General features: G+C 60.4%; 21 protein-coding genes. 8 read left to right on the top strand and 13 right to left on the bottom strand.

What is annotated here, in order from left to right:
- Window positions 1–13: 13 nt before the first annotated feature.
- Window positions 14–442, bottom strand: a complete 429-nt coding sequence (gene rplM, locus ACLEJQ_RS08455; protein ID WP_003205365.1) for a 50S ribosomal protein L13 — start codon at window positions 440–442, stop codon at window positions 14–16.
- A gap of 245 nt (window positions 443–687) precedes the next feature.
- Between rplM and ACLEJQ_RS08450 the strand changes: the two genes are divergently transcribed.
- Window positions 688–1728: an NADP(H)-dependent aldo-keto reductase gene (locus ACLEJQ_RS08450; RefSeq protein ID WP_440793925.1), complete on the top strand. Its 1041-nt coding sequence runs from the start codon at window positions 688–690 to the stop codon at window positions 1726–1728.
- 121 nt (window positions 1729–1849) lie between these two features.
- On the opposite strand, the gene ACLEJQ_RS08445 is transcribed toward ACLEJQ_RS08450, so the two are convergent.
- On the bottom strand, window positions 1850–2986 hold the full coding sequence (locus ACLEJQ_RS08445) for an acyl-CoA dehydrogenase family protein (protein WP_440793923.1): 1137 nt from the start codon (window positions 2984–2986) through the stop codon (window positions 1850–1852).
- A gap of 218 nt (window positions 2987–3204) precedes the next feature.
- Here ACLEJQ_RS08445 and ACLEJQ_RS08440 point away from each other — a divergent pair, with 218 nt between their 5' ends.
- The gene (locus ACLEJQ_RS08440) at window positions 3205–4125 is read left to right on the top strand and encodes a GlxA family transcriptional regulator (protein ID WP_440793963.1); all 921 of its coding nucleotides are present in this window, start codon (window positions 3205–3207) and stop codon (window positions 4123–4125) included.
- A gap of 174 nt (window positions 4126–4299) precedes the next feature.
- Here ACLEJQ_RS08440 and zapE read toward each other — a convergent pair whose 3' ends face one another.
- The 3 genes from zapE to ACLEJQ_RS08425 form a co-directional block, all read right to left on the bottom strand.
- Window positions 4300–5394, bottom strand: a complete 1095-nt coding sequence (gene zapE / locus ACLEJQ_RS08435; protein ID WP_440793921.1) for a cell division protein ZapE — start codon at window positions 5392–5394, stop codon at window positions 4300–4302.
- Between the two features lie 101 nt (window positions 5395–5495).
- Window positions 5496–6851 (bottom strand): tryptophan--tRNA ligase, encoded by a 1356-nt coding sequence (locus ACLEJQ_RS08430; protein ID WP_440793920.1) that lies wholly within the window; start codon window positions 6849–6851, stop codon window positions 5496–5498.
- 24 nt (window positions 6852–6875) lie between these two features.
- Window positions 6876–7535, bottom strand: coding sequence for an alpha/beta hydrolase (locus ACLEJQ_RS08425; protein WP_440793961.1), 660 nt, complete (start codon window positions 7533–7535; stop codon window positions 6876–6878).
- Between the two features lie 117 nt (window positions 7536–7652).
- On the opposite strand from ACLEJQ_RS08425, the gene ACLEJQ_RS08420 reads away from it, so the two are divergent.
- Window positions 7653–8090: a YhcB family protein gene (locus tag ACLEJQ_RS08420; protein ID WP_072396905.1), complete on the top strand. Its 438-nt coding sequence runs from the start codon at window positions 7653–7655 to the stop codon at window positions 8088–8090.
- Window positions 8091–8352: 262 nt separating this feature from the next.
- On the opposite strand, the gene ACLEJQ_RS08415 is transcribed toward ACLEJQ_RS08420, so the two are convergent.
- Entirely contained in the window at window positions 8353–9087 is a 735-nt protein-coding gene (locus tag ACLEJQ_RS08415; protein WP_440793919.1) for an OmpA family protein, read from the bottom strand.
- 141 nt (window positions 9088–9228) lie between these two features.
- Window positions 9229–9681, bottom strand: a complete 453-nt coding sequence (locus tag ACLEJQ_RS08410) for a winged helix-turn-helix transcriptional regulator (RefSeq protein ID WP_440793917.1) — start codon at window positions 9679–9681, stop codon at window positions 9229–9231.
- A gap of 116 nt (window positions 9682–9797) precedes the next feature.
- Between ACLEJQ_RS08410 and ACLEJQ_RS08405 the strand changes: the two genes are divergently transcribed.
- Window positions 9798–11012 (top strand): MFS transporter, encoded by a 1215-nt coding sequence (locus ACLEJQ_RS08405; protein WP_440793915.1) that lies wholly within the window; start codon window positions 9798–9800, stop codon window positions 11010–11012.
- Here ACLEJQ_RS08405 and ACLEJQ_RS08400 read toward each other — a convergent pair.
- A complete protein-coding gene (locus tag ACLEJQ_RS08400) occupies window positions 10987–12162 on the bottom strand; it encodes an acetylornithine transaminase (protein ID WP_440793914.1) in 1176 nt (391 codons plus the stop codon). The genes ACLEJQ_RS08405 and ACLEJQ_RS08400 overlap by 26 nt on opposite strands.
- Before the next feature lie 99 nt (window positions 12163–12261).
- Here ACLEJQ_RS08400 and ACLEJQ_RS08395 point away from each other — a divergent pair, with 99 nt between their 5' ends.
- The 4 genes from ACLEJQ_RS08395 (at window position 12262) to ACLEJQ_RS08380 (ending at window position 16096) form a co-directional block, all read left to right on the top strand.
- The gene (locus ACLEJQ_RS08395) at window positions 12262–13179 is read left to right on the top strand and encodes a LysR family transcriptional regulator (protein WP_440793913.1); all 918 of its coding nucleotides are present in this window, start codon (window positions 12262–12264) and stop codon (window positions 13177–13179) included.
- A gap of 231 nt (window positions 13180–13410) precedes the next feature.
- Window positions 13411–14424: a sensor domain-containing diguanylate cyclase gene (locus ACLEJQ_RS08390; RefSeq protein ID WP_440793911.1), complete on the top strand. Its 1014-nt coding sequence runs from the start codon at window positions 13411–13413 to the stop codon at window positions 14422–14424.
- A gap of 90 nt (window positions 14425–14514) precedes the next feature.
- Window positions 14515–15255, top strand: a complete 741-nt coding sequence (locus ACLEJQ_RS08385; protein ID WP_440793909.1) for a DUF72 domain-containing protein — start codon at window positions 14515–14517, stop codon at window positions 15253–15255.
- 136 nt (window positions 15256–15391) lie between these two features.
- Entirely contained in the window at window positions 15392–16096 is a 705-nt protein-coding gene (locus ACLEJQ_RS08380) for a hypothetical protein (RefSeq protein ID WP_440793907.1), read from the top strand.
- Between the two features lie 387 nt (window positions 16097–16483).
- On the opposite strand, the gene cyoE is transcribed toward ACLEJQ_RS08380, so the two are convergent.
- Genes cyoE through cyoA form a run of 5 tightly spaced genes read right to left on the bottom strand, consistent with a single transcriptional unit; the run spans window position 16484 to window position 21330 of the window.
- Window positions 16484–17371 carry a heme o synthase gene (gene cyoE / locus ACLEJQ_RS08375; RefSeq protein WP_440793905.1) on the bottom strand — a complete coding sequence of 296 codons (888 nt, stop codon included), beginning with the start codon at window positions 17369–17371 and terminating at the stop codon, window positions 16484–16486.
- 11 nt (window positions 17372–17382) lie between these two features.
- On the bottom strand, window positions 17383–17718 hold the full coding sequence (gene cyoD / locus ACLEJQ_RS08370) for a cytochrome o ubiquinol oxidase subunit IV (RefSeq protein WP_440793903.1): 336 nt from the start codon (window positions 17716–17718) through the stop codon (window positions 17383–17385).
- Complete coding sequence (locus ACLEJQ_RS08365) at window positions 17719–18345, bottom strand: cytochrome o ubiquinol oxidase subunit III (protein WP_440793901.1); 627 nt, start codon at window positions 18343–18345, stop codon at window positions 17719–17721. It lies immediately after the preceding gene.
- A gap of 3 nt (window positions 18346–18348) precedes the next feature.
- On the bottom strand, window positions 18349–20379 hold the full coding sequence (gene cyoB / locus ACLEJQ_RS08360; RefSeq protein ID WP_440793899.1) for a cytochrome o ubiquinol oxidase subunit I: 2031 nt from the start codon (window positions 20377–20379) through the stop codon (window positions 18349–18351).
- Window positions 20380–20382: 3 nt separating this feature from the next.
- Window positions 20383–21330, bottom strand: coding sequence for a ubiquinol oxidase subunit II (gene cyoA / locus ACLEJQ_RS08355; protein ID WP_440793897.1), 948 nt, complete (start codon window positions 21328–21330; stop codon window positions 20383–20385).
- Window positions 21331–21623: the final 293 nt, after the last annotated feature.

Below are 21623 nucleotides of genomic sequence, written 5' to 3'. Positions count from 1 at the left end.
ATGAACTATTCCGTTAAAACTTCAGTTCTTGGGGCTGCTGAGCAGTATGAGGGTGAGCAGCGCCCGCATAAACCTTCAGCTTACGATACATGTCGCGACCCAGCGGGTTCTTAGGCAGCATGCCTTTAACCGCGGTCTCGATCACGCGCTCAGGGGCTTTGGCGATCAGCTTTTCAAAGTTGATCGACTTGATGCCGCCAGGAAAACCGGAGTGGGAGTAGTACATTTTGTCAGTGGTTTTAGCGCCAGTAACACGTACTTGCTCAGCGTTGATCACGACGATGTAGTCACCGGTGTCAACGTGAGGGGTGTACTCAGGCTTGTGCTTGCCACGCAGACGGCTCGCGATTTCGGTGGCCAGACGACCCAGGGTCTGACCAGCAGCGTCGACGACAAACCAGTCGCGCTTTACTGTTTCCGGTTTAGCAGTAAAAGTTTTCATTCTTTATAGCCTCAGGGGCCGCCTGTAAATTAGACGGCGGATCTTACTGAATAGTGCGTACTTTGACAAGTCAAAGGCAGCCGGATACAGACGCTTTCGGGGGCTCGGGTCGGCGCGTCCGTTCAACGGCAAGATTCTTCGGCGGCGGCGCATCACTTCCACTGCAGAAAGAGGTGCGCAATTATGCAGATTGCGAAAAATATTTCAACCTGCTTTTATGGTTGTTTTGCCCAAGGAGCTCCACGATGGACTATCGCCAGCTAGGCCGTACCGATCTGAACGTGAGCGCCCTGTGCCTCGGAACCATGACCTGGGGCGAGCAGAACAGCGAAGCCGAGGCTTTCGCCCAGATCGAACGCGCCAAGGGTGCCGGCATCAATTTCATCGATACCGCCGAGATGTACCCGGTGCCGCCGAAAGCCGAGACCTACGCCACCACCGAACGCTACATCGGCAATTACTTCAAGAGCCGGGGCGACCGTGCCGACTGGATCCTGGCCAGCAAGATCGCCGGCCCCGGCAACACCATCGACTACATCCGCGACAAGAACCTCAAGCACAACCGCCGCCATATCGTCGAAGCCGTGGACGCCAGCCTCAAGCGCCTGCAGACCGACTGGATCGACCTCTACCAATTGCACTGGCCGGAACGCAGCACCAATTTCTTCGGCCAACTGGGTTACAAGCACAACGCCGATGAAACCTTCACCCCGCTGGAGGAAACCCTCGAGGCTTTGGACGAACAGGTCCGCGCGGGCAAGATCCGTCATATCGGCCTGTCCAACGAAACGCCATGGGGCACCATGAAATTCCTGGCCCTGGCCGAAGCCCGTGGCTGGCCGCGGGCCGTGTCGATCCAGAACCCCTACAACCTGCTCAACCGCAGCTTCGAGATCGGTCTTTCGGAAATTGCCATTCGCGAACAGTGCGGATTGTTGGCTTACTCGCCCCTGGCGTTCGGCTTCCTGTCAGGCAAGTATGAAGGTGGTGCCCGCCCGGCCAAGGGTCGCTTGACGCTCTACAGCCGCTTTGCGCGTTATTTCAATCCGCAGTCGGAAGCCGCTTGCAGCCGTTATGTAGCGCTGGCCCGTGAACATGGCCTGGACCCAGCGCAGATGGCCCTGGCGTTCGTCACCCGACAGCCGTTCGTGACCAGCAACATCATTGGCGCCACCACCCTGGAGCAACTGGACAGCAACATCGCAAGCTTCGACCTGAAACTGTCGGGTGAGGTCCTGGCGGGGATCGAGGCGATTCACAAGGATCATCCGAACCCGGCGCCTTGATTGATACTTAACCCCTATCGCGAGCAGGCTCGCTCCCACAGTAGACCGCGTTCTTTCATCAGACGGCGATCCAGTGTGGGAGCGAGCCTGCTCGCGATAGCGGGCTCATTCTCACACCCATTCAAAGCGCCCGCGCAATGATCTCCTTCATGATCTCGTTGGTCCCGGCATAGATCCGCTGCACCCGCGCATCCGCCCACGCCCGGGCAATCGGGTATTCCCACATGAAGCCGTAGCCGCCGTGCAACTGCACGCATTCGTCAAGCACCTTGCATTGCAAATCGGTGCCCCAGTATTTGGCCATCGCCGCCGTAGGCACGTCCAGTTTGCCTTGCAGGTGCAGCTCCAGGCAGCGGTCGATGAAGACCCGGCCGATCTGAATCTCTGTAGCCATTTCCGCCAGCTTGAAACGGGTGTTCTGGAAGTCCGCGATGGACTTGCCGAACGCCTTGCGGTCGCGCGTGTAATCCAGCGTCCATTGCAACGCCGCTTCGGCGCAGGCCAGGCCTCCAATGGCGACTGTCAGGCGCTCCTGGGGCAACTCCTGCATCAGGTAAGCGAACCCCATCCCCGCCTGCCCGAGCAGGTTCTCCTTCGGTACACGAACATCCTGGAAGAACAGTTCCGAAGTGTCCTGCGCCTTCATGCCGACTTTTTCCAGGCGCTTGCCCTTCTCGAAACCTGGCGTGCCCGCCTCCACCAGAAACAGGCTGGTGCCCTTGGCGCCGGCCTTGGGATCGGTCTTGGCTACAACAATGACCAGGTCGGCCAAAAAACCATTGGTAATAAAGGTCTTCGAACCGTTGATGACATAGTCGTCACCGTCCAGTACCGCGGTGGTCTTTACGCCCTGCAAATCGGAACCGGCGCCCGGCTCGGTCATGGCGATGGCGGTGACCATCTCCCCGGAGACCAGCTTGGGCAAATACTTGTGTTTCAGCGCCTCGCTGCCGTAGTGCAGGATGTACGGCGCGACAATATCGGAATGCAACGAGAAGCCGATCCCAGTCAGTCCCAGGCGCCCGATTTCTTCGATGACCACGGTGCTGTAGAGGAAGTCGGCTTCCAATCCGCCATAAGCCTCCGGCAGGTGGGAGCACAACATTCCCGCCTCCCCCGCCTTGTTCCAGAGCTGGCGGTCGACATGGCCCTGCTTTTCCCACAGGCCATGGTGCGGCACGGCTTCTTTTTCGAGGAAAGTTCGTACGCTCTGGCGAAACAATTCGTGCTCGGGACTGAACAGTGTTCTTGGGATCATGGCGCACCTTTGGTCTGGGTTGGGCGTGTTATCCCACAGAGCCTAAGCCTGCGATGTACGACAGGACACTGGACACATCCGACAAAAAATAAGACGATCCAGCCGTCTATTGACCACTTTCCCCTATAAAAACAAGATTAACTATGTCTATGCACGCCTCCACGCCCTTGCGGCGCGTCAGCATCCTGGCGATCGACCGGGTGTTTGCCTTCACTCTCATGCAAGCCAAGGATTTCTTCCACCTCGCCAGCCTGCGCTACGGCAAGCAACTGGGCCACGGCCTGACCCCGGCATTCGAAATCCGTCTGGTCAGCCCCGACGGCAAGCCCGTCAACAGCTTCAGCGACGTCGTCATGCCGGTGGACGGCGGCCTGGAAGATACCGACGTCATCATCCTTCCGGCCTTCTGGGATGATTTCCAGGCGTTGTGCCAACGCTATCCGCAGATCCTGCCCTGGCTGCGCGAACAGCACGCGCGCGGCGCCGTTCTCTGCGGCGAAGCCACCGGCGTATTCTGGCTGGCCGAGGCCGGCCTGCTGGACGGCAAGGAAGCGACCACCTACTGGCGCTTCTTCAATGCGTTCAAGGAACGCTTCCCGCAAGTACAGCTCAATCAGGACAAACACCTGACCGACGCCGACAATCTGTTCTGCGCCAGCGGCACGACCTCGGCTTGCGACCTCTACATCTACCTGATCGAACGCTTCTGCGGCGCCAACATAGCCCAGGCCGTGGCCCGGGACATTCTGTATGAAGTGCAGCGCAGCTACTCCCCCGGAAGGATCGGCTTCGGCGGGCAGAAACTGCACCAGGATGTGATCATCCTGCAGATTCAGCACTGGCTTGAAGAACACTTCGCCGACAAATTCCGCTTCGAAGACGTCGCCCGTGAACACGGCATGAGCATCCGCAACTTCATGCGCCGCTTCCAGACCGCCACCGGCGACAAACCGCTGCATTACCTGCAACGGCTGCGGATCGAAACCGCCAAGGGCCTGCTGTCCGGCAGCCGCAAGAGCATCAAGACCATCAGCTATGAAGTCGGCTACGACGACGCGAGCTTTTTCGCACGACTATTCCGGCAACATACCGACTTGTCGCCAAACCAGTATCGGCAGCAGTTTCAGCGGGCGGCGTAGCCCCAAGCACACCGGCCCCTTGTGGGAGCGAGCCTGCTCGCGATGACGGTGGTCCAGTCAGCATCAATGTTGAATGTGCCGCCGCTATCGCGAGCAGGCTCGCTCCCACAGGGGTTATGTGATTTGCATAAAAAAGGGCCTGCAATGCAGACCCTTTGACATTCCGGGAAATGCTTACGGCTTATGCGCCCGCGACAGGAATTCGTGGGACTGCATTTCCAGCAACCGACTCAGGGTCCGCTGGAATTCGAACGTCAGGCGACCACCAGTGTAGAGGTCCTTTAGTTCGACTTCGGCCGAGATGATCAGCTTCACGTTACGGTCGTAGAATTCGTCGACCATATTGATGAAGCGCCGGGCGATGTCGTCGGTGGTGACGCTCATCTGTTCCACGCCACTGAGCAGCACGGCGTGGAAGATCTTGCCCAGTTCGATGTAGTCGTTCTGGCTGCGCGGGCCATCGCACAGTTCGCGGAAGTCGAACCAGGCCACGTCGTCGCAGGTACGGATCGCACGGATTTCACGGTTCTCGATGATCAGCACGTCGTTTTCCACAGCCTGGGTGCATTCCGGCGTCAGGGCGCGGAAGCTCTTGCGCAGGCTCTCTTCGGCGGCGGCATCCAGGGGAAAATGGAACAGCTCCGCTTGCTCCAGGTGACGCAAGCGATAGTCGACGCCGCTGTCGACGTTGACGATCTCGGTGTGTTCCTTGATCAGCGCAATAGCCGGCAGGAAGCGCGCGCGTTGCAGGCCGTCCTTGTACAGGCCGTCCGGCACGATGTTGGACGTGGCGACCAGGGTCACGCCGTTCTTGAACAGCTCTTCCATCAAAGTGCCGAGGATCATCGCGTCGGTGATGTCGGAGACGAAGAATTCATCGAAGCAGATGACCCGGGTTTCGCTGGCGAAACGCTTGGCGATGATGGTCAGCGGGTTCTTCTCGCCGCCCAGAGTCTTCATTTCCTCATGCACGCGCTTCATGAAACGGTGGAAGTGCGTCCGGGTTTTTTCCTTGAAAGGCAGCGCCTCGAAGAATGTATCCACCAGGTAGGTTTTGCCTCGGCCTACACCGCCCCAGAAATACAGGCCCTTGACCGGCGCCTGGTCTTTCTTGCCGAACAGTTTGCCCAACAGCCCCGGCTTGTTGTTCGACGCGACGATCAGGTCATCGTACAGGCGCTGCAAATGGCGCACGGCCGTTTCCTGGGCTGCGTCGTGGAAGAATTCCGGGCGTTTCAGATCAGCTTGATATCGTTCTAGGGGCGTCATATTCGTTAGCAAGGCAACAAAAACGGGCCGACACTGTAGCGACGGCCCAGAGGAATGGCAATCGGCCCATAGGCGAGCCGATGATCGGATGACGCGTCGGATCAGTCCTGGGCAGGCGTCAGGGCAACGCGCAAGGCATCGATGGCGGCGTCTCGGGCACCCGCATCCGCAAAAGCAGGGCTGTCCGCCACGCATTCGCCGTCAATCCAGACGCTGAAACTCAGCTCGTCGCTGCGCACGTCCAACGGCTGGCCGGCTTGCAGTTGTTTGGTGACCTGGCCTGCGGCCTTGCCATCGACGAAGTTGCGCGACAGCAACAACTGCTCGCCGTCGGCCGCCAGCAGACGGAAGCGGAAGCTGCCGTCGTCTTCGCGGAAACTGACGAAGCGAGCAGCCTTGGCAACTTTTTTCTTGGTGCTGGTCGCGACCTGGACCTGGTTGACGAACGAACGCAGGCCAACGGCTTCACGCAGTTCGTTGAGGAACGGTGTCGCCACGGCCCGGGCTTTCTTCGCACCCATTTGCAGGATGTCCTCAAGGTCCGCCGGACGCTCGATCAACTGGTGATAGCGCTCGCGGGACTCCCCCAGGTGGTTGTCCAGCAACTGGAACAGGCGATTCTTGGCTTCGCCCCAACCCAGGCCTTGCAGCAGTTCGCTGCGGAACTCGGCGGACTGCGCCGGGGTGGCGAAAGCCTGGAACAGCGTGAACAGGTGCGAGTTGTCCGGATCCTTGGCTTCGCCTGGCGCACGAGAGTCGGTGACGATCCGCGAGATCGCGTCCTTCATGTCCTTGGCGCTGCTGAACAACGGGATGGTGTTGTCGTAGCTCTTGGACATCTTGCGACCATCGAGGCCCGGCAACGTGGCGACGCTTTCTTCGATCAGCGCCTCGGGCATGGTGAAGAACTCCTTGCCCTGGCCGAACAGGTGATTGAAGCGCTGGCCGATGTCCCGTGCCATTTCCACGTGCTGGATCTGGTCTCGGCCGACCGGCACCTTGTGGGCGTTGAACATCAGGATGTCGGCGGCCATCAGCACCGGGTAGCTGTACAACCCCATGGTGATGCCGGCGTCCGGGTCTTCGCCGCTCTCGACGTTCTTGTCCACCGAGGCCTTGTAGGCGTGAGCACGGTTGAGCAGGCCCTTGGCGGCGACGCAGGTCAGCAGCCAGGTCAGCTCGGGGATCTCAGGAATATCGGACTGGCGATAGAACGTCACACGCTCGACATCCAGGCCACCGGCCAGCCAGGTGGCGGCGATTTCCAGGCGCGAGCGCTGGATACGCAGCGGGTCGTCGCACTTGATCAGGGCGTGATAGTCGGCCAGGAAGTAGAACGAATCGGCGTTGTTGTCGCGGCTGGCAAGAATCGCCGGGCGGATGGCGCCGGCATAGTTGCCCAGGTGCGGGGTGCCGGTGGTGGTGATGCCGGTCAGGATGCGGGTACGAGTCGTCATGGGTTATCGCTTGTCAGACTGCTGTCAATTCGAAAGGCGCGGCAGGAGCAGATCCTTGAGATCGGTCAGCTTGCCATGGAAAAAGTGTCCGCATTCTGCCACTTTCAGCAGCTCATGGGGGCGTTGGAGCGCGGCGGACCATTCGTAGACGAGCGTGGGATCGACCACTTCATCGTTTTCCGGCTGGATCACCGTCAACTCACCGCCCATCGGCAAGGGTGACTGCTCGTTCAGGCGCATCACCGCAGGCGCCACCATGAACAGGTGCTTGAGTGATTGGCCCTGGGCTTCGAGCCGTCCGCCCAGGCTCGCAGCGACGAAGCCACCAAACGAGAAACCGAACAGGGTCAGGGGCAACTGCGGGTACTTTTCTCGCAACCACGCCGCCGCAGCCTGGGCATCGTCCACTTCGCCGGTGCCCATGTCATGGCTCCCGGCGCTGGCGCCGACACCTCGATAATTGAAACGCAACGTAACCAGGCCGGCATCGCGGGCGGTGCGTTGCAGGGTCGAGACCACTTTATTGAGCATGGTCCCGCCCTGTACCGGGTTGGGATGGCAGATCAGTGCCAGGCCTCGGGGGGCCTCGTTGTCCAGGTACAAGGCTTCCAGTTGGCCGACCGGGCCATCGATGAATACAGGGGTTTCGCGCATAAGCAAGGGGTGAACTCCGTGACCCCGAATAGGGTCGACTCGTCTAGCTAAAAGTCTGTGCCTGGCATGATTGCGATGTTCTTCGCGGTATACAGCGCAGGTCCGAGCCGTTAACGTAAAGCAAAGCCGTTTATAGAGGAAGGACTCGTGGAACACTCGCTCTTAGTTTGGTTGTTGCCGACTCTTGCCCTGGTCGCGGGTGTCGCCATTGGATTCCTGCTTGCCCGACTGCTGCCCAACGCGGTGCCTAACAGCACGCAACGTCAGCTGGACGACATCCAGGAACGTTTCGACAGTTATCAGAATGAAGTGGTCACCCACTTCAACAGCACAGCTGCCCTGGTGAAAAAACTCACCCAGAGCTATCAGGATGTCCAGGATCATCTGTCCGAGGGCGCCAATCGCCTGGCCCTGGATGAGCAAACCCGCCAACGTCTGCTGGCCGCCCTGCACGCCGACGCAGGCCAGGCCCCACGGGAACGCCTGACCCCGCCCAGAGAGGTCCAGGAACCTCCTCGTGACTACGCCCCCAAGGCGCCCAATTCGCCCGGCATGCTCGATGAGCATTACGGTTTGAAGAAATAAATATCCAAGCGACACCAGAAGCCCGCCCGGCCAGTTGACCCGGCGGGCTTTTCTTTGCCCCTCGATCCACTGTGGGAGCGAGCCTGCTCGCGATGACGTCAGCACATCCAACATTACCAACACAGACACACCGCTTCGCGAGCAGGCTCGCTCCCACACTGGATCTTCATCAGCCCCGAAATCGCGCCCCACAGGGGATGAGTCTCAGGCATAAAAAAGGGGGCCATGTCTCCATGGCCCCCGTTTCACTGACGCCCAAGCATCATGGGTATTGCTGGTAAGTCTGCCCCTGCTGCTGAGGCGCTTGGTAGTTCTGCCCGGGGATGGCCTTGAGGTTGACTTCGACACGACGGTTTTGCGCCCGGCCATTGACGTCGGCATTGCTCGCCACCGGATTGTCCGGGCCGGCGCCACGGGCGGACAGGTTGGCGCCGCTTACGCCCTGGGACGTCAGGTAGGTCGCCACGCTCTGGGCGCGACGCTGGGACAGGTCCATGTTGTGCTGGCGGCTGCCGGTGCTGTCGGTGTAGCCGACGATTTCGATCTGGTTCTGGTTGAACTCCTTGAGGGAGTTGGCCAGGTTGTTCAGCGGCTGGTAGAAGCTGGACGCGATGTTTGCCGAGTCGGTGGCGAAGGTGATGTTGCCCGGCATGATCAGCTTGATCTGGTCGCCCTGGCGTTGCACTTCAACGCCGGTGTTGGCCATGCTGGCCCGCAGTTTCTTCTCTTGCTGGTCGGCGTAATAGCCATAACCCGCTGCGGAGGCACCCACGACTGCCGCGCCGATCAGCGCCCCTTTGCCACGGTTATCGTGGCCGATGGCCGCGCCGGCCAGTGCGCCTGCCAGAGCACCGAGGCCGCCGTACTTGGCAGTCTTGCTCATGCCGGAAGATTCGGTAGAGGCCTGTCCCTGGTTGTCATAAGGGTTAGGTGACGCGCAGCCGGACAACAGGGCCACGGCGGTAGCGACAACAATCAAGCGACGCGAGGTGAACATGGAAATGCTCCTGGTATTTTCATTCTGAAAGGCCAGGGCGTAGGCAATCGACTCTGGCTGGCGTTGGAACACGACAATGATCAAAAATTCCGTGCCGCTGCGTCACGTTTACCCATTGCTTACATATGTAAATCGCGCCGCTCAGGGCTTGACCACCCGGCGTCGATGACAGTCGCCCGGCTCCAGTTTCCTCCCCCCTGCCGAGCGAACCTCAAGCAACGCCAAAGGCTCATCATGCTCGTTGTCCAACAACACGGAGTGGGTTTCCCCGGCGCTGAACAAGTGCCGCTCTCCCCATTGACGCATTGACACCATGATCGGAAAGACTTCGCGCCCTTTCTGCGTCAATGCGTATTCCTTGTAGGCGCTGCCATCGGAGGCGGGCCTGGTTTCAAAGACGCCCACCTCCACCAACGCCTTGAGCCGCGCCGCGAGAATGTTCTTCGCCAGCCCGAGGTTCTTCTGGAACTCGCTGAACCTGCGCACTTCGTCAAACGCATCGCGAATGATCAACAACGACCAGCGATCACCGATGATCTCAGCGGCCCGTGCCACAGGACATTCATTGCTGCCAGTAGATGCTTGCTGCGTCATGCCGCTGCCCTTGAAAAATAAACTGGTTGCAGATTAAAACCGAAGCAGTTAAAACTCAAGAAAGTGGTTTCCAAATGAAACCTGTTTCTGCAAAGGCAGCCTCCATGAATTCGCCCATGCCATCCCTTCTCCCCGCTACGTCGCCAGCCACCGGCCCCGTGTTGAACCGTTCTCTCACGTTGCTGTTTTCCATCACGTGCGCACTGGCAGTGGCGAACGTGTACTTCGTCCAGCCCCTGCTCGACGCCATCGCGCAGAGCCTGCAGATTGCCCCCGGCCTGGCGGGCTTCGTCGTGAGCGCAACCCAGGCCGGATATGCGGTGGGCCTGGTGTTCATCGTGGCACTTGGCGACCTGGTCAATCGCAAGAAACTGATGGTCTGCCAGACGCTGCTGTCAGCCGTGGCACTGGTTGTCGCGGGCAGCGCCGGGCAATGGCCGTTGTTACTGGGGGCGATGGTCACGGTGGGAATGATGGCGGTGCTGGTGCAGATCGTCATCGCCTACGCCGCGGCTCTCGCTTCGCCGCAACAGCGTGGGCAAGCCGTGGGCACGGTCACCAGCGGCGTGGTGCTGGGGATACTGCTGGCCCGCGCGGTATCAGGCATCATCGCTGACCTGGCCGGCTGGCGCGCGGTGTTTTTCGTATCGGCGGGGCTGATGGTTTTGCTCGCCTGGGTGCTTGCCAGGAATGGGCCTTCGAGGGACCTTCCCAGGCTCGCTGTCTCTTACCCGGCGCTCCTCGGCTCGCTGTTCGAGCTGTTCGTGACCGAGCGCACGCTGCGGGTCAGGGGCGTCCTGGCCGCGCTGATTTTCGCCGCGTTCAGCGTGTTGTGGACGTCCATGGTGCTGCCGCTCAGTGCGCCGCCGCTGTCGTTGTCCCACACCCAGGTCGGTCTGTTCGGCCTGGCGGGCGTGGCGGGCGCACTGGCCGCTTCGAAAGCCGGACGCTGGGCCGACCGCGGATGGGGATCGCGCACCACCGGCATCGCCCTGGCGTTGCTGACATTGTCCTGGTGGCCGACGGCGTACGCCGAGACGTCGCTGTTGGCGCTGATTGTCGGGGTGATCGTGCTGGACTTCGCCGTGCAGGCCGTCCACGTGACCAACCAGAGCCTGATTCTTGCTGCCAGGCCGGATGCCCAGAGTCGGCTGGTCGGTGCGTACATGTGCTTCTACTCCGTCGGCAGCGCCGTCGGGGCGGCTGCCGCGACCCAGGTCTATGCCCTGTGGGGCTGGATCGCGGTGTGCCTGTTGGGCGCGCTGATCAGTGCAGCCGCCGTTGTCTATTGGGTCTGGGCCGATCTCATGGTTGCGCGAGAACCCGGCTGACACCCCTGACGATCATCGCCACTTCCCGCTCGTCAATCGTCAGCGGCGGCAGCAGGCGGATGACCTTGCTGCGGGTGACATTGATCAGCAGGCCATGATCGCGGGCCGCGCACAGCGCCAGGTCACGAACCGGCTGCTTGAGTTCGATGCCGATCATCAGGCCCTGGCCGCGAATCGCCAGCACGTTAGGGTTGTCCGCAAGCTCTGCGCGGAGCCGACTGAGCAAGCGTTCGCCCTGACACCGGGCGTTGTCCACCAGGCCTTGCGCTTCGATGATGTCCAGCACCGTACAGCCAACCCGACAGGCCAACGGATTACCGCCGAACGTGCTGCCATGGCTGCCGGGGGTAAACAGTTCGGCGGCTTTGCCCCGCGCCAGGCAGGCGCCAATGGGCACGCCGTTGCCCAGGCCTTTGGCGAGGGTCATGACGTCCGGCACGATGCCTTCGTGCTGAAACGCGAACCATTGGCCGGTGCGGCCGATGCCGGTCTGGATCTCGTCGAGCATCAACAGCCAGCCACGCCGGCTGCACAACTGACGCAGGGCCTTGAGGTAGCCAGGCGGTGCGAGTTGCACGCCGCTCTCACCCTGGATCGGCTCCACCAATACCGCGACGATGCGCTCTGCATGAGCCTGCCGGACTTCTTCCAGCGCGGCGAGGTCGCCGAACGGCACCTTGATGAAATCCCCCGGCAACCGGTTGAAGCCCAGCCGCACCGAGGGACCGTCGCTGGCCGACATTGTGCCCAATGTGCGCCCGTGAAAGGCGTTTTCCATGACCACCACCAAGGGCTGTTCGACGCCCTTGTGCCAGCCGTGCAAGCGCGCGAGTTTCAACGCGGTTTCGTTGGCCTCGGCCCCCGAATTATTGAAAAACACCCGGTCAAGACCCGAGAGCTGGGTAAGTCTGTGGGCCAGGCGCTGTTGCCAATCGATGCTGTACAGGTTGGAGGTGTGCAGCAACAGGCCGGCCTGCTCGCTGATCGCCGCCACCAACCTCGGATGGGAGTGCCCCACATTGGTCACGGCCACGCCCGCCACCGCATCCAGGTACTCACGGCCGTCCTGGTCCCACAGGCGCGTGCCCAATCCGTGGGTGAAACTCAACGCCAAGGGTTGGTAGGTGGTCATCAGGCAGGCAGCGGTCATGGTGATCAGGCTCCATCGGGTGGTTTTTTCCAGTATGGTTAGCCACTGATGCTGGATAAACACCAGCTCACTTCAATCATTTAAAAGCCGAGCTTGATAATGGACCTGTTCCAGGCAATGACCGTTTACGTGAAAGTGGTGGAAGGCGGCAGTCTGACCGCCGCCGCCCAAGCGTGTGAAATGTCCACAACCATGGTGGGCAATCACCTGCGTGCGCTGGAGCAACGTCTCGGCGTGCGACTGATCAACCGTACGACCCGTCGCCAGCGCCTGACCGAATTCGGCTCGACCTACTATCAGCGTTGCCTGGAGGTTCTGGGTCTGGTGGCGGATTCCGAACGCCTGGCCGAACAGACTCAGGGCGAGCCCACCGGCACCCTGCGCATCACCGCACCGCTGACTTTCGGCACCGAACGCCTTGCGCCGGCGCTGGCCGAGTTCAGCCAACGCTTCGCCCAGGTCAAACTCGATGTGGTGCTGACCAACCAGCGTCTGGACCTGCTCGAACACGGTTTCGATGTCGCTATCCGCCTCGGCCTTCCCGATCCGAAACTGATCGCCCGCCCCTTGGTCGACTACACCCTGACCATCTGCGCGTCCACGGCTTACCTGGCAAGACGCGGCGTGCCGCGACAGCCTGCGGACCTGCAACATCACGACTGCCTGTCATTCGCCTATTCGGCCGCAGACGAGTGGCGCTTCGCTCAGGAGCACTGGCCGATCAACGACGCAAAGGGTGAGATCAAGGTGCCGGTGAACGGGCCGATGCTGATCAACAGCTCCGCCGGCCTGCACCGCGCCGCCCTGGCCGGCATGGGCGTGGTGATGCTGCCCGATGCGCTGGTGGCCCAGGACCTGAAGGATGGACATCTGGTGGCGCTGTTGCAGGACTATCAACTGCCCCATCGCCCGATGAACCTTTTGTATGCGCCGGATCGCTACCGCTTGCCGAAGCTGCGCAGTTTTGTCGAGTTTGCGCTGGAGAAATGGGGGAAGCCTCAAACCGCAGCCGAATGATTGTGGCGAGGATTTATCCCCGCTGGGGCGCGCAGCGGCCCCAATAATAGCCAGCCTCAATGCTTGGAACAGTGAGCCGACCGTCATGGGGTCGCTTCGCAACCCAACGGGGATAAATCCCCTCGCCACAAAGATTGTCTGAGCCTGCGGTGCTCTGACAGCGCTAGTGACGCACCGCCCCATCGGCTACTCTTGCACCTCAGCGAGCACTTTGGGATTGGGGGAACGACCATGGAAGATGCCTCGAACATGGACACGCTGCGGTTCGACCTGTCCGATCTGGACGAAGGCGTGCTGCACACCATCCTGGAACTGGTCAGCGACGGCATTTGGGACTGGAATGCCAATACCGGGTTCGTCTACCGCAACCCCGGCTGGTACACGATGCTGGGCTACCCGCCTCATTCGCTCGGCAACACGGTGCTGACCTGGGAAAACGTCATCCACCCGGACGACTATCCTCGAGTGATGGCAGCGTTCGACGATTACCTGGAACAGCGCGCCCAACGCTACCAGGCCGAATATCGGTGCCGCATGCGCGATGGGTCCTATATCTGGATCGAGGATCGCGGCTATGTGATCGCCCGCAATCCCGACGCAACGGTGGCGCGCATGATCGGCGCCCACCGCAGCATCGATGACAAGAAACGCCTGTTCGAACAACTGGAGCGGCGCAACAAATCCCTGGAAGCGGTCATCGAAGAACGCACCCGCGAGTTGTCGCGGGTCAACCACCAGCTGCAGATCCAGCTCGACGAAAACCGCCGGCTTGCCGAAACCGACGCCCTGACCCGGGTCGCCAATCGTTATCGCCTGGAACAGGCCCTGCCGCTGGCTTGCGAGCGCGCCCAACGTTTTCGCCAGCCGCTGTGCCTAATCGCCATGGATGTGGACGACTTCAAGGACATCAACGATCGGTACGGCCATGCTTTCGGCGATGCCGCGCTGGTGCAAGTGGTGCAGGGCGTCAAGCGCTGCGAACGCGACGGCGATCTGCTTGTGCGCTGGGGCGGCGATGAATTCATCATGATCCTGCCCAACACGACATTGGCCGACGCCTGCCTGCTGGCGGAAACCATCCGCCGGAGCGTGTCCGACCTGCTGCCGGTGGGCGATTTTCGGATCACCCTGAGTTTTGGCGTCGTACAACGATTGGACGATGAGCAACAGGCGGCCTTGCTGCACCGGGCGGACCAGGCGCTGTACCGCTCCAAGCTGGCGGGCAAGAACGTTATTTGCGAGTGAACCGGGTACTGCGCCAGAAATAAAAACGAATGCACCTTTGCCGCGCTCGCGGTGGTCATAGCTTGTACCTCTTGTCACCGGGATTCCACTTTGCCAACCCGATCCCCTACCCCCCGTCTCTACCTGGGCTGCGCCGGTTGGTCGCTGCCCCGTATGTACTGGCCGGACTTTCCTGTCGAAGGCAGCCATTTGCAACGCTACGGCGCCCGCTTCCCGGCCGTGGAAATCAACAGCTCGTTCTATCGCCCGCACCGCCCCGCCACCTACGCCAAATGGGCGGACAGCGTTGCCGATGACTTCCGGTTTGCGGTCAAGGTCCCCAAGGCGATTACCCATGAGCGACGGCTGCGCGATTGCGAGGGCCTGGTGGATGAGTTCTTGGGCCAGTGCTCGCAACTGGGCGAAAAACTCGGCTGCCTGTTGATCCAGTTGCCGCCGTCGCTGGCATTCGATGAAGCGAATGCCGAGGCGTTCTTCACGACCTTGCGCGACCGCTATCAAGGACATGCAGTGCTGGAACCGCGGCATCCAGAGTGGCTCACGGCCCAGGCCGCGGCGCTGCTACAAGACGCATGCATCGGACGTGTCGGCGCCGACCCATCGCCTTTGCCTGGAGGCGGCCGGCCCGCGGGCTGGCCCGGGATCCGGTATTACCGCTTGCACGGTTCGCCGCGGATTTATTACTCCGCGTACGAAGACGCCTGGCTGGAACAGTTTGCCAAAGACCTGAAGGCCGCCCCGGACACACCGACCTGGTGCATCTTCGACAACACCGCCAGCGGCGCTGCGACGGGCGATGCGTTGCGATTGATGGAGCTGTTGCGCACTTGAGCCCACCATTGGCAATAAATGGCGACCTCTCACCGGTCCGGCAGTGACAACACCGCTTGGGTCCAATAGATTAGGCGACCGAAAAAACGCACCTCGCCTTTGGGCTTATCCAGCTAATAGAAGTAGTGAAATTTCAATGTCCGATTCCAACACCGCTGAATCCGTAGCCACCCTGTCGAGCAAAGCGGAATACGAAAACTCCATCAATCTTTCACAGCATCTGCCCCAGGCCAAAAGCATCAGCGAGATGGTCCTCGATGCGTTCCAGTCCAATCGCGAAAGCGACCAGATCCGCGAGCTGCGCACCGCCATCCGCCAGGCCCACGATGCCTTCGACGATGACAAGGCCTACGAACTGATGGGCCAGCTCAAGCAACTCAAGGACGCCGAAGCCGCCGACTTCGCGGCGCTGGAAGACCTGAGCAGCCGCTTCCCCATCAGCCGCATCCTTTCCAGCTACAAGGACGACCCAGCGTTTCAGGAATTGGTCTATGGCCTGGCATTGAAGGTGCTCAACCAGACCCACCAGGCCATCAGCAACCCGAGCGGCAGCAAAGGCAAGGCCTCACGGGCCAGGAAGGAAGCCGAGATCTTCGTCATCAGCAAGGACGGCATCAGCGTCACCCTGCCGCTGCGCACGCCGCGCTCCAAACCGAACGTCGACCGCGAGGCCTTCGAGTTCCTCGGCTTCAACTTCGTGGGTGAAGGCGACGAAGCCGAACTGGAAAGCGAAACCTTCCTGGACAACGACGGCATTGAACAACAGGCCACCCGCAAGAGCATCGTCACCGCCCTGCAACAGCAGAAGGCCTTCGACGGCTACAGCATCGCTCAACAGTAAAGCGCCTCCCCGCTTTTCTGTGGGAGCGAACCAGCCCGCGATTGCGTCGATATATCCGTCATCCCTGCGAGCCGACCCACCGCTATCGCGAGCAGGCTCGCTCCCACAGAGGAACCAGGATCGATCCCTGATTCGGCGCCACACAACCCCACCGTGGCGAGGGAGCTCGCTCCCGCCGGCCTGCGAAGCAGGCCCCTGCATTTTCCAGGCAGACCGCATGAGCCGGTTTTGCGACTGCTGCGCAGCCGAGCGGGAGCAAGCTCCCTCGCCACAGGTTTTAGGGCGTCTGGGCTGACGCCTTCGCGAGCAAGCCCGCTCCCACGACTCCACCCATGAAAAAGCCCCGCTCTTCTCTCGAAGGCGGGGCTTTTGTGTGGTGTCTGGCGCTTAAGGTGCGTAAGTCAGCAGCAGCTCACTCGGCACTTTGAAGTCCAGGGACATCATGACGCTCAGGGCGGTGATGGTGAAGATCGAGAACACGAACAGCTTGCGCGCCCAGACCGTGTCATCCACCGCCTTGTAGCCGGTCCAGGCCATGTACAACCAGTACATGCCCATGGCGGCGGCGACAGCCAGGTAGCTCATGCCGGCATAGCCGCTGAAGGTCAGCATCAAGGTCGCCACCAGGAACGCCAGGATGTAGAACAGGATGTGCTTCTTGGCCACGCGGATGCCACGTTTGACCGGCAGCACCGGAATCGAGGCTGCCAGGTAGTCGTTGAAACGGAAGATCGCGATGGCGTAGGAATGCGGCATCTGCCACAGGCTGAACATCACCAGCAGCGTCAGCGCAGCCATGTCGAAGCTGTTGCTGACCGCGACATAACCGATCACCGGTGGCATCGCCCCCGACAGACTGCCCACCAGCGTGCCGTGGACCGACTTGCGCTTGAGGTACAGGCTGTAGAGGCCAACATAGATGACGAAACCGATGACCGCGAACAACGCTGCCAACGGGTTCGCCACCCAGTACAACAACGCAACGCCGCCGACACCCAGCACCGTGGCGAAGGCCAGGGCCAGTTGCACCGGGATCAGGCCCTGGACCAGGGCGCGATTCTTGGTGCGTTCCATCTTGATGTCGATGTCACGGTCGATGCAGTTGTTGAACACGCAACCGGACGCCACCACCAGGGACGTGCCGATCATCGCCGCCAGGAAGATGGCCAGATCGACATGCCCTTTCGAGGCCAGGAAAAACCCGCCTGCCACAGAAAGCACGTTACCGAAAATGATCCCCGGCTTGGTGATTTGGATAAAGTGCTTTAAGGACATCCGGATTTTCCTCAGTGCGCCATCATGTTGGTGTGGATGCTGAACATGATCCACAACGACAGGCCGACCAGCAGGATGATCACGATCGCCGCGAAGACAAACGCGACCACGTTGTTACGCTGCGCGGCCGAGCGGTCCAGGTGGAGGAAGTACACCAGGTGCACCAGGACCTGGACCACGGCGAAGATCAGGATGATCCACAGGGTCAGGCTTTTCGGCAGCGATGGGTACATCACCAGGCCGAACGGGATGACCGTCAGGATCACCGACAGGATGAAACCGATGGCGTAGGACTTGACGCTGCCGTGGCCGGCGTCGTGGCCATCATGGGAATGAGCGTTAGCCATTTACAGGGTCCCCATCAGATAAACAACGGTGAATACGCAGATCCACACCACGTCCAGGAAGTGCCAGAACAGGCTCAGGCAGCTCAGGCGCGTCTTGTTGGTGGCGGTCAGGCCGTTTTTCTGGACCTGGTACATCATGATCGCCATCCAGATCAGGCCGCTGGTCACGTGCAGGCCGTGGGTACCGACCAGGGTGAAGAAGCCCGACAGGAAACCGCTGCGGCTGGGACCGTAGCCTTCGGAGATCAGGATGTGGAACTCGTTGATCTCCATGCCGATGAAGCCGGCACCGAACAGGAAGGTCATGGCCAGCCAGCCCAGCACCTGGGATTTCTTGCCCTTGTACAGGGCCAGCATCGCGAAGCCGTAGGTGATCGAGCTGAACAACAGCAAGGCGGTTTCGCCCAGCACGTATGGCAGTTCGAAGATGTCGTGGCCCGACGGGCCACCGGCGACGTTGTTCACCAGCACCGCGTAGACCGCGAAGATCGACGCAAACAGGATGCAGTCGGTCATCAGGTAGAGCCAGAAACCGAATACGGTCATCTCGCCCGAGTCGTGGTGATGGTCATCGTGCCCATGGTCATGACCATGGGCGTGTCCAACATTGGTCACTAAATTAGACATGGTTTAAGCCTGTTCCAACGAGGTTTCAACACGGGTGGCGGTGGCTGGGATCTTCCCGGCCGCGACCAGACGTTTGTGCTGCTCGGCTTCGATGCGTTCGATGACATCCACCGGCACCATGTAGCCCTGATCGTCACGGGCGGCATGGATCACGAAATACACCACGGTGCCGACCAGGCTGGCGATCGCCAGCCACCAGATGTGCCAGATCATGGCGAAACCGAACACTGTCAGCAGCGCACCCATGACCACACCGGTCGCGGTGTTGTTCGGCATGTGGATCGGCTCGTACTTGGCCGGAGCCTGGTACGCGGTACCGTTTTCCTTGGCTTCGGTGAACGGGTCGATCACTTCGGCCTTCGGCAGCACGGCGAAGTTGTAGAACGGTGGTGGCGAGGAGGTCGACCATTCCAGGGTATGGGCATTCCACGGGTCGCCGTGTTCGCACATGTTTTCTGGCTTCTTGCGGTCACGCACGCTGACGTACAACTGGATCAGCTGGCAGGCGATACCACAGGCGATCAGCACCGCACCGAACATGGCGACGTACAGGTACGGCACCCACTCAGGGTTGGTGGTGGTGTTCAGGCGACGGGTCATGCCCATGAAGCCCAGTGCATAGAGCGGCATGAACGCAACGAAGAAGCCGGTGATCCAGAAGCCGAACGCTGCCTTGCCCCAACCTTCGTGCAGCTTGAAGCCGAACGCTTTAGGGAAGTAGAACGCAAAGCCCGCGATGTAGCCGAATACCGCGCCGCCGATGATCACGTTGTGGAAGTGCGCGATCACGAACAGGCTGTTGTGCAGCACGAAGTCCGCGCCCGGAATGGCCAGCAGTACGCCGGTCATGCCGCCGATGGCGAAGGTCACCATGAAGCCCAGGGTCCACATCACCTGGCTGGTGAAGCGCAGCCGGCCCTGGTAGATGGTGAACAGCCAGTTGAACAGCTTCACACCCGTCGGGATGGAGATCAGCATCGTCGCCAGGCCGAAGAAGGCGTTGACGCTGGCACCCGACCCCATGGTGAAGAAGTGGTGCAGCCAGACCATGAAGCCCAGTACCGAGATCGCGCCCGAAGCGTAGATCATCGAGTGGTGGCCAAACAGTTTCTTGCCGGTGAAAGTCGAGATGACTTCGGAGAAAATACCGAACGCCGGCAGGATCAGGATGTACACCTCAGGGTGACCCCAGGCCCAGAACAGGTTGACGTACATCATCGGATTTCCACCCAGTTCATTGGTGAAAATGTGGAAATCCATGTAACGGTCAAGCGTCAGCAGTGCCAGGGTAGCGGTGAGGATCGGGAACGAAGCGACGATCAGCACGTTGGCCCAGGTGCAGGTCCAGGTGAAGATCGGCATGTCCATCAGCTTCATGCCCGGAGTACGCATTTTCAGCACGGTGGCCAGGAAGTTGACCCCCGTGAGTGTCGTCCCTAATCCGGATAGCTGTAGCGCCCAGATATAGTAGTCAACCCCCACACCCGGACTGTACTGCAACCCCGACAGCGGCGGATAAGCGACCCAACCGGTCTTGGCGAATTCGCCGACACCCAGGGACACGTTGATCAGCACCACGCCGGATACCAGCAGCCAGAAGCTCAGGGAGTTCAGGAACGGGTAGGCCACGTCACGGGCGCCGATCTGCAACGGCACCGCCAGGTTCATCAGGCCGGTGAAGAAAGGCATCGCCATGAAGATGATCATGATCACACCGTGGGCGGTGAAGATCTGGTCATAGTGTTCAGGCGGCAGGTAGCCAGGCGACCCTACGGTGGCCATGGCCTGTTGGGTACGCATCATGATGGCGTCGGCAAAGCCGCGCAGCAGCATGACCATGGCGACGATGATGTACATCACGCCGATTTTCTTGTGGTCGACCGACGTCAGCCACTCGGTCCACAGGTAGGTCCACTTCTTGAAATAAGTGATACCGGCGAACAGCCCCAGGCCACCAAGCGCGATGATGGCGAGGGTCACCATGACAATCGGCTCGTGGAACGGGATCGCTTCCCAACTTAATTTACCAAACATCTTTTACTCCTCTGCCCCGGCAGCTGAATGCGAGCTCATGTCCATCCCTTCCATGTTGTGCGCCACTTCCTTCTCGTGCTTCTCGTGGTGCATCGGCTTGCCTGGATTCATCCCTTCATATTTGTCGATGATGGTCTGGAACAGGTTCGGCGTAACCGACGAGTAGAGTTCGACTGGGTTGTTCTGGCTCGGTTTGGAAAGGGCTTCGTATTCAGCTTTTTCAAGCTGTTTAGGTGCCTTTTTCACTTCGTTGACCCAGGCGTCGAACTCTTCCTGGGTAGTGGCGGTCGCTTTGAACTTCATGCCGGAGAAACCTGCGCCGCTGTAGTTGGCGGAGATACCTTCGAGTTCAGTGTTCTGGTTGGCGATCAGGTGCAACTTGGTCTGCATGCCCGCCATCGCATAGATCTGGCCGCCCAGGCCCGGGATGAAGAACGAGTTCATCACGGTGTCGGAAGTGACCTTGAAGTTGATCGGCGTGTGAGCCGGGAACACGATCTTGTTGACGGTGGCGATGCCTTGTTCCGGATAGATGAACAACCACTTCCAATCCATCGACACCACTTCGATGGTGATCGGCTTGACGTCGGATTCCAGCGGACGATACGGGTCCAGGGCGTGGGTCGACTTGTAGGTGACATAGCCCAGGGCAATGATGATCAGGACCGGGATGGTCCACACGGCCACTTCGATCTTGGTCGAGTGCGACCACTTCGGCGTGTACGTGGCCTGGGTGTTGGAAGCGCGATATTTCCAGGCGAACAGGAACGTCATGACAATGACCGGCACGACGACCAACAGCATCAGCAGCGTGGCGGTGATGATCAGGTTTCGTTCATCCAGGCCAACCTGGCCCTTGGGATCGAGCAAGGTCATGTTGCAGCCTCCCAGCAGCAACGTGCCGAGCAACGGCAACAAGCCTAGTAATCGGGGGTACCTGTTTTTACTCATCTCACGACCTCTAAAGCAGCTTGCGCAATGCAGTTGGGTTTTGATCGCCAACACTTCACCCTGCCAAGGGTTGGCATTTTCTTGGATTGAATAAGGGCTGCCCGTCAAACGTCAGACACTGTTCGACACATCCTGGGCCAGCAGTGAGTTCTTATTCGTTGGTCAAAGGCCTAGTTCAAGCCCAATTCCATTTGGTGCGGGTAGTTGGAAGGCACCGACACTTGGGATCGCATGGGGCGCTGGCGCCCTTCGACCACCTCTCGCGCTCAAGCTGAGCCGGATCGGATATTCGG

Source organism: Pseudomonas sp. SMV71, assembly GCF_052042015.1.
GTDB lineage: Bacteria > Pseudomonadota > Gammaproteobacteria > Pseudomonadales > Pseudomonadaceae > Aquipseudomonas.
The sequence above is the reverse complement of the archived record's forward strand: the minus strand, read 5'-3'. Positions and strand labels throughout refer to the sequence as shown.